The following is a 14,851-nucleotide window of genomic DNA, read 5'->3' on the forward strand; positions in this document are numbered from 1 at the left end:
AATCGTTATTCGCCTTTCTTGACTTCTACATCAGCTAATTTTTCAAAATATTGAACGATGCCGCCGTGGTCATCATTCATATGGCCGTGAATCTTCAGCGTCTGAAGGATTTCGTATAGCTGTGCTGTATAAGGAATTGGCACGTCTAACGCGTGTGCCGTATTGACGACATTCTTAATATCTTTGTGATTGATTGCAATCTTTCCGCCGGGTTTGAAATTCCGTTCAACAATCATCGGAATCTTCGCGTCAAGTACAGCACTTCCCGCCAAACCGCCGCGAATGGCCTGATACACTTTGACCGGATCGGCGCCGGCCTTTGTTCCAAGAACAAAAGCTTCAGAGACAACCGCGATGGTATTATTGACAATGGCTTGATTGACCAGCTTCGTCACAGAGCCGCTGCCCACATCGCCGATTAAAGTCGAAGTGGATCCCATAATGTCAAAATAAGGGTGCATCGCGTCAAACACGTCTTGTTCGCCCCCGCACATGATCGCGAGGGTTCCGTTAATCGCACCTGGTTCTCCCCCTGAGACCGGTGCATCGATGAATTTTACCTGTTTTTCAGCAAGCTTTTCAGCACACGTTCTCGATTCAACTGGCGTGACCGAGCTCATATCGCAGACAATTGCACCTGGCTTAATGGTTTCAGCTATGCCGCCTTCGTCGAACAAAATCTGCTGGCTGATGCTGCCGTTGGGCACGATCAAAATGACCACGTCACACTGACTGCCAATTTCCGTATACGTTCCGGAGACAGCCCCCAATTGAGTCAGCTCTTCTACTGCTTCAGTGTTGAGGTCGTTGACAACTAATTCAACACCGCCTTTCAGAAGATTTTTAGCCATGGGTTTTCCCATGATGCCTAAACCAATGAATCCAACTTTTTTCATTCGCCTTTCCTCCCTCTGTCAACTCGTTTTAATATACCGATATATCACTTTATTCATTATACGATGTACCGATATATTAATCAAGAAAAAGTTTGCATTTTAGAAAAAAAATAAGACACCTCTTATGAAAGTTTTAATCTTTCACAAGAGATATCTTGAAAATTCGCATCTAAGTTATTCACCATCGAGCACCTCAATGCGCAGGATGTCGTGCAATGGAATGCGGTAAATCGTCGGCACGCCTTCAACATCAAGCAGCAGTGACTCCTGTCCTTTGATGTCGTCTTCCGTTTCCAAATACAAGTACACGCGGCCGAACCATTTTTCGTGCTCTTCGCTGTTGATGGCCACCCGTCTGCCGACCAGACTGCTCATTTCGAGCTTAGGACCGACGCAGAGCCTGAGTTCACCTTTATAGGCCGCCTGTTCCTTTTCAACATTTTCGTAGATCGCCTTGTCTCTCGCCGGGCTGTAGCCGCTGTACAAAATGCGGAAGGGCCCGCCCGTGATCTGACAGCTCATATTCCCGATACGGTCCTCGTCGAGCAGCTCCTGAATTTCCTGCGTCTGCCCCTTTTTGATGTAGCCGATCGTCTCCCCGGCCATCTCGACGCGGATCGCGTGGGGATCGTGCAGATTTTCCGGCTCCGGAATCAGCTCCGCCTCAGTACAATCGAAGCAGTATTTGGGAATCTCCACATCCACCTGATCGTCTTCAACCAGCTGTGCCTCGCTCAATTCGTAATCCGGATTAATCCGGCTGAGCGTTTGAAGCTGCGTCCTATGGTAATAGAGTCCGACGACGTCGTAATAGTAAATTTTCCAAACCGGCTGATCGGTCGGTTCGGGATCGATGTATGCCTCCTCGTCTTCATCCGAATGGTAGGCGTACTCCCGAAACTCGAGGAGAATGTCGATGATCTCCCGCCGCAGCAGATCCTCTGGCATATCCTGTCCATTTATAAAACGCGAGGCGGCTTTGAGCGCCCGGTTTTCATACAAATAACCGAAATACGTCAAGTGGGCATTTTCTGTCGCGTCCAAGGTCTGTCTCAGCCGCGCCTCTAAATCCGCCGGTTCAATTTTCCTGCCGATAAAATCAATTAACGGCGCCGCTAATTTTTCTCGAATATCCTGTTCTGTCATTTTCCTGTAGATCCAAATCCATCTTTTCCACGCGCGGTCTGATCCAGTTCGTCCACCAGTTCAAAGCTCGGCATGACGTAAGGGATCACAACCAGCTGGGCAATCCGTTCCTCCGGTTCGATGATCCGGTCCGAATCGCTGTCGTTGTAAAGGGCGACTGTCAGCTCGCCGCGGTAGTCTTCGTCGATTACGCCGACGCAGTTCGCCGGGCGGAGACCTTCTCGCACAGCCAAACCGCTTCTGGCAAAGACCGCGCCAAACGTGTTCGGCGGCAGGGCGATGGCGAGCCCCGTCGGAATCATAGCCGTTTCGTGGGGCGCAATCGTCATCGGCGCGTCCAGGCAGGCGAATAAATCTGAGCCCGCCGCGTATTCTGAACCCCGAAGGGGCAGTTTCGCCCCGGATCTTATTTTCTTGATCTGCATACCTCTCTCCTCAAATTTCTAAGATGATATTCTGGTATATAAAAAGAGCAGGCCCTTAAAAGCCTGCTTTGATTTTAAATGGAGCTGAGAGCCGGATTTGAACCGGCGACCTACTGATTACGAATCAGTTGCGCTACCAACTGTGCCATCCCAGCTTGAATACTTTGCTATTATACCGAAAGCCGGTCCTATTTGCAAGACCTTTTCCAATTCTTTTTTTTATTGAAATCCTTAAAACTTAATCTTATAATAATAAATTGATTCTATAATAAAGATAGAAAAAGAAAAAGGAGGAGACACATGCCTTTAGTGACATCCACTCAAATGTTTAAAGACGCCTTGGAAGGGCATTACGCCATCGGGGCATTTAACGCCAACAACATGGAAATCATCCAGGGCATCGTCGCTGCCGCAGAACACGAGCGCTGTCCCGTTATTTTACAGGTCTCTGAAAAATCTCGAATTTATACAAATCCTGTCTACGTTTTAAAAATGGTTGAAGCTGCTGTCGAAACCTCCAACATCGACATCTGCCTTCACCTCGACGACGGACCGGATTACGACACCTGTGTCGCCTGTATTGACTCGGGCTTCACCTCTGTGATGATTGACGGCTCGCGCCTGCCCTACGCAGACAACGTGAAGCTGACGAAACAGGTTGTGACCTACGCTCACGATCACGGCGTCGTCGTCGAAGGGGGCCTTGGCGATATTCACGGCGATACCGATTCGGATATTCCCTCTGCCCTGACCAACCCGGAACAGGCGGCGGACTTCGTCCACGACACCGGCGTCGATTCCCTCGCCGTCGCCATTGGCACCTGCTACGGCCCGTACAAATTCAAGACAGAGCCGACGCTGGCCTTCGACCGTCTGAAAGATTTGACCTCTTATCTCGACAACCTGCCGCTGGTGCTGCACGGCGCGTCCTCTGTGCCGAAGGAATTTGTCGATCTCAACAACCAATACGGCGCCGCCATCGAACGCGCCCAGGGCGTCCCTGAGGATCTGCTCCGCGACGCTTCGCGGATGGGGATATGCAAAATCAACATCGAAACGGATCTCAATCTCGTGATGACGGCTTGTATCCGCCAGTTCTTTGTCGAGCATCCCGAAGCCTATGACCCTCACGAATACCTCGGACCGGGCCGCAAGGCGATCCGTTCAATGGTCATCCACAAAATGCGCCACGTCCTCGGCTGCAGCAAGAGGCTTTAAGCGATGATTACGTACCGCATTCCGGCCAATGCGTCCGGTCAGCGCCTTGACCGGTTTCTCGTCAAATTTATGCCCGAAGCCGGCAAGGGGCTTCTGATGAAAATGACGCGAAAAAAGCGCATCAAGCTCAACGGCCGCCGGGCTGAACCCAAAGATACCATTCAAGAGGGAGATACGCTGACCTTCTACTTTTCGGACGAGACCTACGCCAAATTCAGAGGCGCGTCCGCTGAAGATGCTCCGAAAAAGAAACCCCTTCCCGATTCTCTCCGCGCGCTGATTCACCCACCGCTGTACGAAGACGCGCAGATCCTCGCCGTCAACAAGCCTGCGGGGCTTTTGACCCAGCCGGATCACACCGGCGACCCTTCAATTGCCGATCTCGCCGCGGCGTATTCCGACGGCACCTTCCACGCGGCGCCGGCTAACCGCCTCGACCGCGGCACCTCCGGCGTCGTGCTGATTCCGAAAAATTACGAAGCGCAGAAAACCCTGACCCAATCGATCCGGGAACGGAAGACGCACAAGACATACCTCGCTTTAGTCTTCGGCGCACTCACACAGCCTGGCCGCTGCGACGACCAGCTTCTCCGCGAGCACAACAAGACCCTCGTCTCAGACTCCGGGAATGGGGTCCACGCCGCCCTGCGCTACCGGCCGGTTCAATCGAACGACGGGTTCACGCTGCTCGAAATCGACCTGTTTACCGGGAAAACCCACCAGATCCGCGCCCAGCTCGCCCACATCAGCCACCCGATTGTCGGCGACGTCAAGTACGGCACAAAAAAGGCCAATCAAACATTTCGGGACCGTTATCACTTAAACCATCCCCTGCTTCACGCGGCGCATTACACGCTGAGCACGCCGACGTTAAGCTTCGACATCCAGGCGCCGATTGAAGATCCGGCTTTTCTGGCGATCCTGCACGCACTGGATTTCAACACAGCAATATAAGCAGTAGAAAGAGAGCATTTTATGGGTTACTGGCATTCCCGGGGGCTCCGGGGATCTGTTCTTGAGGATTTAATTAATCAAAGCAATCATTACTACATGACCCACGGCCTGGCCGTGATGCAGAAGATTCCGACGGCAATCACGCCGGTGGAGCTCGACCAACAAAAGGGTGTCATCAAGCTCGCGTATTTCGACGCCAAAAGCACGGTCGATTACGTCGGCAACGTCCAGGGCATTCCGGTGTGTTTCGACGCCAAGGAAACCAACCTGAAAAATCTGCCGCTCTACAATATCCACGAGCACCAGGTCGCGTTTATGGATGCCTTCCAAAAGCAAGACGGCCTGACCTTTTTAATCGTCTATTTCAAACAGACCGATCAATATTTTCTACTGCCCTTCGAGGTGCTGATGCAGTATTGGAACGGCGCCAAAAAGGGTGGGCGCAAATCGATCCCGCTTTCCGCTTTTGATCCTCAATACTTAATTCATTCGGAAGGCGGCATTCAGTTACACTACCTCGAAGCGCTCAACCGCTATTTAGTTAATTTGAACAAAGGAGGCCAATAAATGGCAGAAATGAAAAAAATTCCAAGTTTTACCGTCAATCATCTGAAATTAAAACGAGGCATTTACGTGTCCCGCAAGGACCAGGTCGGCGACCAAATCGTCACGACCTTCGACATCCGCATGAAGGCGCCGAACCGTGAACCGGTGCTCAACACCGCGGAATGCCACACCATCGAACATCTCGGCGCCACTTACCTGCGCAACGACCCGAAAATTTCCGATCAGATCATCTATTTCGGGCCGATGGGCTGCCGCACCGGCTACTACCTCGTCATGAAGGGCGACCTCGAATCGAAGGACGTCTTGCCGTTAGTGACAGATCTCTACAAATTCATGGCGGATTTCGAAGGGGACGTCCCGGGCGCCGCGGCCAGAGACTGCGGCAACTACCTTGACCAAAACCTCAACATGGCCAAATACGAATCGAAGAAATTTTTAACCGAAGTCCTCGACCACATTGACGACAGCCGGCTGATTTATCCGAATTAATTTTGGTTCTTCACGAAAAACTAGGGTCAAATAAAAAATAAGTATTGAAAAAGAGCACCATATTCTCCAAAATATAGTCGCTACAACCAAAAGAAGGAGAAGCCGGTGCTCATGTTTAAAATTATCGAAAATTGGTTCAATTGTCAAGGCGTGTCTTTGGAAAATGTGATTTTTAATGAAAAATCTTATCCCACTGTTCTTGAATTAAAGAGTACTCGTAGGTCAGAGGATTTCAGGTGCCCGGTCTGCGGCGGTCACGTTCATATCCACGATGCTTTTAAGTCGCGACTCAAAACGATTTTTATACCAGAAAAGCCCGCCGTCATTAAGTTTTCTGGACACCGCTTCCGCTGCAGCGAGTGCGGCGAGACATTTACGGAAAAGACACCGTTTAAATATCCGGGGTCGCGTATTACGACCTTTGCGGCGCAGTGGATCCAGGCGCTTTTGAGCAAAGGTCTTTCTATTAGTGCTGCCCAGAAGCTTACCGGCATTCACTGGGATACGATTCGCACCGTTCAGAAAGATGTAATGGACAAGGCGTTGACTGAAAGAAGGCAGGCGCTTCGTGGAAAAGACTACAAGCCAACGTTTTTAGCGGTTGATGAGTTCGCAATCTATAAAGGGCATCGCTACGCGACCTGCGTGATGGATCTTGAAACGGGAGAATTGATCTGGGTTGGCAAAGGCCGGGCGAAAAAGGATTTCGCAAAGTTCTTTGAAGAAGTCAAGCCTTCGTTTCTCTCTGAAGTTAAAGCTGTCGCGATGGACATGAACGCGGCGTATAACGTGCTAGTCGAAGAACATCTTCCAAAAGCGAAGATTGTCTATGACAGGTATCATATGCAGGCGCAGTTTGGACGGGATGTTCTGGGCGTTGTTCGCCTGGAGGAAGCCCGGAAGCATCAGAACAGTTCAAAAGCACTCAAGAGCAGCTTAAACGAAATATCTGATAAAGCAGAGAAGAAAGACATCAAAGAGAAAGCGCAGGCAGAACAGCGTGCTTACAACAAGTTGAAAAAAGCGCGCTGGACGCTTTTGATGAATGCGGACAAACTTAAGACAGCTAGAAAGATTAGCCTCGAAGCTATTTTGAGCGAGCACGAAAGCCTTGCGGTCTGCTACGCCATGAAAGAAGAAATGACCCGACTCTTTTGGCTTAGGGACGAAAAAGCAGCGAAGGATGGCTGGAAGCGGTGGTTTGAAGCGGCTAAAGCAAGTGGTATATCAGCGCTTGAAAAGTTTGCCAGACTCAAAGAAAAACGCTTACCTGGTTTAATCGCGCACGCCGTATACCCAATCAACACAGGAAAACTTGAGGGATTTAATAACAAGATCAAAGTGGCCAAACGCATTGGATACGGGTATCGAAATGAGTGTTACTTTTTCACGTTCATTCGTTATCTTTCGTTACCATTTGTTCGGAGTTAATCCCCCAAGTTTTCGTGAAGAACCTTAATTTTTTCTGATTGACATAAAAAACAACAGCGTGCCTCAAAATCAAATCGACTTTGAGACACGCTGTTTTTTAATCGCAAAAATATTAAACAGGATAATAGGTCTTGAGAATTTTTTCCCGTTCAACCCAATCGGGCATTACGCTTTTCATCGCCGCAAAAAACGCGTTGTTGTGGCTCGGGAATTTCAAATGCAGCACCTCGTGCTGCGCGACAAAGGCTGTGCATTCGTCCGGCACCTTGATCAGCTCGAGGTTTAAAATCAAAAGGCCCGTTCTGGGGTTGCACGCCCCCCATTGATCCAGCATGCGTTTGATTCTCAGCCGCGGCATTTTGCCCTTGACGTAGGGCGCCGCGTTAAGCATCGCCTTGGCGACCATGCCCGCAAAAAGCGCCTTCGCCTGATTGTAGTACCATTCATCGAGCACCGCCGCGTTGGTCACAGGACTCTTCGGGTTGGATGAATGCAGCACGAGATGGCCCTGACAGATTTCCGCCGTGTCCTCTGATGGATCGGCGGTCGGCTTTACGACCAGCGGGTAGTAGCGGCCGCGGTATTTGTGGAGTTCACCTGTGGTGAACCGATATTTTTTTTCGTGTTCCGGAATAATTTTATATGGAAATTTAGTTTGTTCAAGTTTCATGTTATAATTATAAACCAAAACGGACTCAAATAATTGGCTGATGCCGATAAATTATTGTACGAAAAATAGAAGAGGAACCCATATGGAATCAAAATTAAATGTAATCCTGCTGTCACACACCCCAGACCCCGAAAAAGTAGTCGCTTCCGCCGCAAAGCTCTGCTACTCCGCGTCGGATATTCAAGCTCTGACTGAAAAACAGACGCCTGAAAAGGTCAAAGCCTTTTTGGAACGGCTCTCCAATTACGGGCACATGTCCCCTGTCGAGCACATCAGCTTCACCTTTGGCATCGAAGGGGTCAGCCGCTCCTTGACTCACCAGCTGGTGCGCCACCGCCTAGCCAGCTACAGCCAAAAATCCCAGCGCTACGTCACTGAAGGGCAATTCGATTACATCGTCCCGCCGGCCATCGCGGACATCCCTGAAGCCAAAGCCCTTTACGTTCAAACGATGGCCGCCGAACAAAAGGCCTACGACGAACTGGTTGACCGCTTGACCGCGCACCACAAGGCCGCATTGATGGATCAGGGAAAATCTGAAAAGGACGCCCAGACCACCGCTCAGAAAAAAGCTTTCGAAGACGCGCGTTACGTCCTGCCCAACGCTTGTGAAACCAAAATTATCGTAACCATGAACGCCCGGGAACTGCTGCACTTTTTCAACCTGCGCTGCTGCCGGCGCGCCCAGTGGGAAATCAGAGCCTGCGCCACGCAGATGCTGAAGCTCGTCAAGCCCGTCGCGCCGACCCTTTTCGCGTCGGCCGGCCCGTCCTGCCTTGAAGGACCCTGCCCTGAAGGCGCGATGTACTGCGGCGACATCAAGGGCGTACGCGAAGCCTTCAAAAATCTATAAACCACCAATCAAAAAGGGTTCCTGTGAAAGGAGCCCTTTTTGTATGCTTGAATCAAATCAAACTTTACATTTCAAATTTCTTGTGAATGTGAACCATCGCTTCCTTGGCTCTTTCCTTGTCGATCAAGCAGCTGATTTTGATTTCAGAGGTTGAAATCGTCAGGATGTTGATGCCCAATTCGTAGAGCGCTTCAAAAAACTGGCTCGCAATTTCCGCGTTGGCGACGACACCTGTGCCGACAATGGAAAGCTTGGCCACGCCCTGATCGAATTCGACCTTCTGAGCGCCGACATCGAAGGCAAATTTCTGTGACACTTCGACGGCCTTCTGAAGCTCATCTACATTGACGGTAAACGAAATGTCATTGACCGCGGTCCGGTTGACATTCTGAACGATCATATCGACGTGAATGTTCTGAGCGGCCAAAAACGAGAACAGCCGAAAAGCGATCCCCGGTTTGTCCGGCACTTCCAGAATTGAAATTTTTGCAATATCTTCGTCGAGCGCAATGCCTCGAATTAACACCTTTTCCATGCGATTGACTTCCTCCTTGATCAATGTGCCCGGGTTGTCGTTAAAGGATGACCGAACAACCAGCGGCAGCTTATACTTTTCAGCCAGCTCGACAGAACGGGTATGCAGCACGCCGGCCCCGAGACTCGCCATTTCCAATACTTCCTGATATGAAATTTCGTCAATTTTCTTTGCGTCCGGCACGATTCGCGGATCCGCGTCGTAAACCCCATCGACGTCGGTGTAAATTTCGCAGCTTTCCGCCTTGAGTGCCGCGGCCAGAGCCACAGCGGACGTGTCTGAGCCGCCTCGGCCGAGGGTTGTGACCTCGTCCCGATCGTCGATGCCCTGGAAGCCCGCGACGATGACCACCTGATGAGTTTCGATTTCCCGCTGCAATCGGCTCGTATCGATGCCTTCGATGCGCGCTTTTTTGTGCACTTCTGAGGTTTTAATGCCGCACTGGGCCCCGGTCAGAGAAATGACAGAGTGGCCGAGGGCCTGAATAGCCATGGCCAGAAGCGCAATACTTTCCTGTTCGCCCGTCGCCATCAAGACGTCCAATTCCCGGCTTGGGGGATTGGGGTTGATCGACTTGGCCATTTCTACCAGATGGTCGGTCTGCTTGCCCATGGCCGAAACGACGACGACCATTTTCTTGCCTTCGTCCGCCCGGTCGACAATGCGCTTCGCGACGCGTTTAATGCGGTCTACTGATCCGACTGAGGTGCCGCCGTATTTTTGTACGATTAAATTTTCCATCGGCAGCCTTCTTATTCGTAAATGCGCGCGTAGAACAGCTTTGGTGTCCGTTCCTTAAGGCGTTCGACCAGCGAATCGAAAACGTCCGCCTGGATTTCGGATGTCGTAAAGAACACGTCGTCACCGCTCACCACGATCTGTCCTCTGCCCTTATCCGCGTTCATCACGGACATGACGTAAGCCAGTTCGTCGTTGTTCGTCACGTGGACGCGCAGGTAGTAGCGGCCGGAGAAGCCGGAATTGCCCATCTTGTGCAGATCCTTGTCGAGCTTTTTGTAATGGGGGTTGCGTTCTTCCTTCAGGCTGTTGATGATGTAGAGCACGTCGCCGACGACCGCGTTGGCTGTCGCGTCCTTGCCAGCACCTTTGCCGTAAAACTGCAGTTCGCCGATGACATCCCCTTTAATGGAAATGATGTTAAATTCCGAGTCGACGTGACCCATCATCGATTCATTCGGGAAAAGCACCGGTTCAACTGTCGTGTACACTTGATTTTTGTTGAGCAGCTTGGAGTGGCCGAGGTATTTGATGACGTAGCCGATGGATTTGACCATTTCCACGTCGACGGCTTCAACGTCAGACAGGCCGCGTTTCTTGATGTCTTCGTCGCGGATGATGCCACCGTAGGCCAAGGTTGACAGGATGGCGAGCTTTCTTGAGACGTCGTAGCCTTCGATATCGGCCGTCGGGTCCGCTTCGGCAAAGCCGATTTTCTGAGCCAGCTTCAGGGTTTCGTCGAAGTCGGCGTTATTTTCCGTCATATTCGACAGGATGAAATTGGTCGTCCCATTGAGGATCCCCATGATTTCATCGATGTGGTTGATTTTCAATTCTTCGTTCAGCGAGCCGATAATCGGAATCCCGCCGCCGACTGCTGCTTCGTATCTTAAGAAAACGTGGTGTTCGTCGGCAATGGCGTTGAGCTCTGCAAAATATTCAGACAACACAGCCTTGCTCGCCGTCACGACGTTTTTATCGTGTTCCAGCGCGGTTTTGATCATCTTGTGTTCAAAATCCATCCCACCCAGAAGGGAAACCACAATCTTGATTTCGGGATCGTTCATGATCAAATCGGGATCCGTCACGATTTCGCAGTGATGATCCGACGGATCGACCTTTTTATTCGGGTCTCTATCCAAAATCTTGGTGATATATACAGGTTCATCTAAATTGTCAGCAAAACGACCCTTGTGCAGGTTGATTAATTCGTAAACCCCTGTACCGATCGTTCCGAATCCGAGTAGTGCAATATTCACGATATGACCTCATTTCTTGATTTCAAATACAATTTTTTCTTGTAATTCAATTTAAATCATTCTATCATAGAAATAGATTGCGTCGCAATTTTTTATTGCGCATTCTACGATTTTTTAAAACTTGGAGGAGCTTTATGCCAATCGACTACCGAGACCACTATGTCAGTACCCGCGGAAGCGAACAGAATATCACTGCCTCTCAGGCCATCATCGCCGGCCTGGCAAAAGACGGCGGGCTGTACGTGCCTTCCTTTATACGGAACTGTCATTTTGATATTAACAGCATGCTGAACCAATCCTACAGCGAGGTCGCCCAGACGGTCTTTAACGCCTTTCTCGACGATTTCACGCCTGAACAGATTGAACAGTGCGTCCACGACGCCTACCAGACAGGGCTGTTCGAAGACAACGCCTGCCCGGTTCACGTTCAAAAGGCGGCCGACCGCTACTTCTTAGAACTCTACCACGGCCCGACCTGTGCCTTTAAGGATATGGCGCTGACCATTCTGCCCCATTTCATGACCAACTCCGTCAAGATTCAGAACATCGGACGGGAAATCGTCATCCTGACCGCCACCTCCGGCGACACCGGCAAGGCCGCGCTGTCCGGTTTCTGCGATGTGCCAGGCATCGACATCATCGTCTACTATCCGAAGGACGGCGTTTCGCCGGTTCAGGAAAAACAGATGTTAACCCAGACCGGAAAGAACACCTGCGTCGTCGGCGTCCGCGGCAATTTCGACGACACCCAGAACGGCGTCAAGGCAATCTTTTCAGATCAGGCGCTCAACGCCGACATCAACGCCAAGGGCTACCAGCTCTCCTCGGCCAATTCCATCAACATCGGCCGCCTGCTGCCTCAAGTCGTTTACTATTTCTACAGCTACTGCGACTTAGTACGCCAGGGCGCCATCACCTGCGGCGATCCGGTTAACTTCGTCGTGCCGACGGGCAACTTCGGCGACATTCTGGCTGGCTACTACGCGGCGCTGACCGGTCTTCCGGTCAATCGTTTTGTCTGCGCTTCCAACGCCAACCGCGTCCTGACAGATTTCTTTGAAACCGGCAAGTACAACCGCAAGCGCCCGTTCTACAAGACTATGTCGCCATCGATGGACATTCTGATCTCCAGCAATTTGGAACGCCTGCTCTACGACGTATCCAAGGATCCAGAAGAAGTCGCCCAGTGGATGCACGCCCTTCAGAGCGACGGCAGCTACGCTGTCCCCGACGCCATCAAGGCGCAGACGAAAAAAGCCTTCTGGGGCGGCTTCGCCGATGAAGATCAAACCTCTGCGGCCATCGCTGACATGTTCAAAAACCACGGCTACCTAATCGACCCGCACACCGCCGTCGCAAGCTGTGTATACGACAAGTACAGGGATGAAACCGGCGACACGACTCCGACCATCGTGCTGTCCACGGCCAGCCCCTACAAATTCGCCACCAATGTGTACAAGAGCATTTACGGCGATATTCCTGAAAATCTCGACGATTTCGACGTACTGACCGCTTTGTCCGACGCTACGTCGACCGCCATTCCAAAGCCGTTAGCAGGCCTCGCCGATCGTCCAAACCTTCACGATCATGTCTGCGGTGTTGACGACATGGCCGACAGCCTTCAGGACTTTTTAAACCGACTGAAATAATTTTTATATAATATAGAAAAGAAATAAAAGGAATCGAAAATGACTGATCATCCAATGCTTCACAACCGTGGGATTCAGGTCAAAGTTCCCGGCACCTCCGCCAATATCGGTCCGGGCTTTGACGCTTTCGGTCTCGCGTTTAACCTCTACAATTCTTTTACTTTTATGGAAAAAAACGACGGCAAACTGACCATTCGCGGCGTATCCCGCAAATATCAGGGCGCCAACAATTTGGTTTATCGCGCGATGCAGCGCGTCTTCAAGCGCGTGCACTACTACCCAAAGGGCCTCTACATCTACACTGAAACCGGCGTGCCGGTCAGCCGCGGACTCGGCTCCTCCGCCACCTGCATCGTCGGCGGTCTGGTCGGGGCCAACGCCCTCTGCGGCAGCCCCCTCACACAGGATGAGCTTTTCGACATTGCGGTTGACATGGAAGGCCATCCCGACAACATCGCGCCGGCCATGTTCGGCGGCTTGGTCTGTTCCATCGGCAGCCATCATCATTACCAATACATCAGAAAGGAAGTAGCGGATACCTTCGCTTTCCATCTGATTGTGCCGGACTTCGAGCTCTCAACCAAGGCTGCCCGCGCCGCACTGCCCGACAAGATTCCGAGAACGGACGGCGTCTTCAACGTCGCCCACGCGACGATGACTTATCTCGCTCTTGCAGAAGGCCGGCCTGACGTTCTGAAGAACAGCATGAACGACAAGCTGCACGAACCCTACCGCAAGCATTTGATCCGTTCCTTCGACGCGGTGAAACGCACCGCCCTCCACTACGGCGCATTGGGCGTCTGCATCTCCGGTGCCGGTCCGACCATTCTGGCCATTACCCAGAAAAACAATCTCTCCGCATTTTCTGAACACATGCGGGACTACTTAAGCCACAAAGAGCCCAATTGGCAGTACTACGATTTGTCGCCCGATAACGAAGGCACGACCATCGATTTCAACGTTGAAGTCGATTTATGATCTGAATTTTGTACAAAAGTTGGGGAGAATTTGTGAATTCGAGTATAGTTCTTCCCCATTCTTTCTGATATAATCAACGTATTCTTGAAAATTTACAGGAGGCTTTTCATGAAAACTTATCAACCGGTCAAAGAAGGCAAGGTTCGGGAAATTTACGATATCGGCGATGCCCTGGTCATGGTGGCAACCGACCGTATTTCCGCGTTCGACGTCATCTTGAAAAATAAAATTGTCAAAAAGGGCACGGTGTTGACCCAGATGTCCAAATTCTGGTTCGACTACACTGAAGACATCATCCCCAACCACATGATTTCCGTCGATGTGGCCGATATGCCGGAATTCTTCCAGAATGAAAAATACGACGGCAACAGCATGCTCTGCAAAAAGCTGACCATGCTCCCGATCGAATGCATTGTCCGCGGCTACATCACCGGCAGCGGCTGGAAAAGCTACCAGGAAAACGGCACGGTCTGCGGCATCAAGCTCCCCGACGGCTTGATCGAATGCGACAAGCTTCCAGAACCGATATACACCCCGAGCACCAAGGCGGATCTCGGCGACCACGACGAAAACATCAGCTTTGAACAGAGCATCGACGTCCTGGAAAAACACTTCCCGGGGCACGGCGAAGCCTACGCCAAGGCACTCCGCGACAACACGATCGCGCTGTACAAAAAATGTGCAGATTACGCCCTTTCTAAAGGTATCATCATCGCCGATACCAAGTTTGAATTTGGCCTTGACGAAAACGGCAACCTCGTTATAGGCGACGAAATGCTCACGCCGGACAGCAGCCGCTTCTGGCCGCTGGAAGGCTACAAACCAGGTCAGGGACAGCCGTCCTTCGACAAACAGTACGTCCGCGACTGGCTCAAGGCTAACCCGGATTCCGATTACAATCTGCCCCAGGACGTCATCGACAAGACCATCGATAAATACAAAGAAGCCTATCATCTGCTCACCGATAAAACCATCGACTAAGCGCATAAAAACCTGCTAACAAAAGTCAAGCACAAAATAAAAATAATTAGATGCTGATTTCT

At 51.1% G+C, this 14,851-nt stretch carries 15 protein-coding genes and 1 tRNA gene; 9 read left to right on the forward strand and 7 right to left on the reverse strand.

What is annotated here, in order from left to right; all coding sequences use genetic code 11:
- Positions 1-5: 5 nt before the first annotated feature.
- From garR to QZX60_RS08665, 4 genes are all read right to left on the reverse strand, one after another.
- On the reverse strand, positions 6-896 hold the full coding sequence (gene garR, locus QZX60_RS08650; protein WP_295363784.1) for a 2-hydroxy-3-oxopropionate reductase: 891 nt from the start codon (positions 894-896) through the stop codon (positions 6-8).
- 174 nt (positions 897-1,070) lie between these two features.
- Positions 1,071-2,042 carry an HIRAN domain-containing protein gene (locus tag QZX60_RS08655; RefSeq protein WP_295363787.1) on the reverse strand — a complete coding sequence of 324 codons (972 nt, stop codon included), beginning with the start codon at positions 2,040-2,042 and terminating at the stop codon, positions 1,071-1,073.
- Complete coding sequence (dut, locus tag QZX60_RS08660; protein ID WP_295363790.1) at positions 2,039-2,467, reverse strand: dUTP diphosphatase; 429 nt, start codon at positions 2,465-2,467, stop codon at positions 2,039-2,041. Before dut ends, QZX60_RS08655 begins: the two co-directional genes overlap by 4 nt.
- 79 nt (positions 2,468-2,546) lie before the next feature.
- A tRNA-Thr gene (locus QZX60_RS08665) sits at positions 2,547-2,622 on the reverse strand.
- 145 nt (positions 2,623-2,767) lie between these two features.
- Here QZX60_RS08665 and QZX60_RS08670 point away from each other — a divergent pair.
- From QZX60_RS08670 to QZX60_RS08690, 5 genes are all read left to right on the forward strand, one after another.
- The gene (locus QZX60_RS08670; protein WP_295363793.1) at positions 2,768-3,685 is read left to right on the forward strand and encodes a ketose-bisphosphate aldolase; all 918 of its coding nucleotides are present in this window, start codon (positions 2,768-2,770) and stop codon (positions 3,683-3,685) included.
- Between the two features lie 3 nt (positions 3,686-3,688).
- Positions 3,689-4,639, forward strand: a complete 951-nt coding sequence (locus QZX60_RS08675) for an RluA family pseudouridine synthase (protein WP_295363796.1) — start codon at positions 3,689-3,691, stop codon at positions 4,637-4,639.
- 21 nt (positions 4,640-4,660) lie between these two features.
- Positions 4,661-5,206 carry a Holliday junction resolvase RecU gene (locus QZX60_RS08680; RefSeq protein WP_295363799.1) on the forward strand — a complete coding sequence of 182 codons (546 nt, stop codon included), beginning with the start codon at positions 4,661-4,663 and terminating at the stop codon, positions 5,204-5,206.
- Positions 5,207-5,215: 9 nt separating this feature from the next.
- Positions 5,216-5,695, forward strand: coding sequence for an S-ribosylhomocysteine lyase (locus QZX60_RS08685; RefSeq protein WP_295363824.1), 480 nt, complete (start codon positions 5,216-5,218; stop codon positions 5,693-5,695).
- Between the two features lie 111 nt (positions 5,696-5,806).
- Positions 5,807-7,126 carry an ISL3 family transposase gene (locus QZX60_RS08690; protein ID WP_295363801.1) on the forward strand — a complete coding sequence of 440 codons (1,320 nt, stop codon included), beginning with the start codon at positions 5,807-5,809 and terminating at the stop codon, positions 7,124-7,126.
- A gap of 112 nt (positions 7,127-7,238) precedes the next feature.
- On the opposite strand, the gene QZX60_RS08695 is transcribed toward QZX60_RS08690, so the two are convergent.
- Complete coding sequence (locus tag QZX60_RS08695) at positions 7,239-7,796, reverse strand: M48 family metallopeptidase (protein WP_295363803.1); 558 nt, start codon at positions 7,794-7,796, stop codon at positions 7,239-7,241.
- Between the two features lie 82 nt (positions 7,797-7,878).
- On the opposite strand from QZX60_RS08695, the gene thyX reads away from it, so the two are divergent.
- The gene (gene thyX / locus QZX60_RS08700) at positions 7,879-8,649 is read left to right on the forward strand and encodes an FAD-dependent thymidylate synthase (protein WP_295363806.1); all 771 of its coding nucleotides are present in this window, start codon (positions 7,879-7,881) and stop codon (positions 8,647-8,649) included.
- 64 nt (positions 8,650-8,713) lie between these two features.
- Here the strand turns inward: thyX and QZX60_RS08705 are convergent, their stop codons facing one another.
- A complete protein-coding gene (locus QZX60_RS08705; RefSeq protein WP_295363808.1) occupies positions 8,714-9,925 on the reverse strand; it encodes an aspartate kinase in 1,212 nt (403 codons plus the stop codon).
- A gap of 11 nt (positions 9,926-9,936) precedes the next feature.
- Positions 9,937-11,181, reverse strand: a complete 1,245-nt coding sequence (locus QZX60_RS08710; RefSeq protein WP_295363811.1) for a homoserine dehydrogenase — start codon at positions 11,179-11,181, stop codon at positions 9,937-9,939.
- Positions 11,182-11,315: 134 nt separating this feature from the next.
- Between QZX60_RS08710 and thrC the strand changes: the two genes are divergently transcribed.
- The 3 genes from thrC (at position 11,316) to QZX60_RS08725 (ending at position 14,789) form a co-directional block, all read left to right on the forward strand.
- Positions 11,316-12,830 (forward strand): threonine synthase, encoded by a 1,515-nt coding sequence (gene thrC / locus QZX60_RS08715; RefSeq protein WP_295363814.1) that lies wholly within the window; start codon positions 11,316-11,318, stop codon positions 12,828-12,830.
- A gap of 39 nt (positions 12,831-12,869) precedes the next feature.
- Positions 12,870-13,808 (forward strand): homoserine kinase, encoded by a 939-nt coding sequence (thrB, locus tag QZX60_RS08720; RefSeq protein ID WP_295363817.1) that lies wholly within the window; start codon positions 12,870-12,872, stop codon positions 13,806-13,808.
- 108 nt (positions 13,809-13,916) lie between these two features.
- Entirely contained in the window at positions 13,917-14,789 is an 873-nt protein-coding gene (locus QZX60_RS08725; protein ID WP_295363819.1) for a phosphoribosylaminoimidazolesuccinocarboxamide synthase, read from the forward strand.
- The last annotated feature ends 62 nt before the right edge of the window (positions 14,790-14,851 follow it).

The sequence above is a fragment of the uncultured Pseudoramibacter sp. genome (assembly GCF_903789625.1).
GTDB classification, from domain to species: Bacteria; Bacillota; Clostridia; order Eubacteriales; family Eubacteriaceae; genus Pseudoramibacter; species Pseudoramibacter fermentans.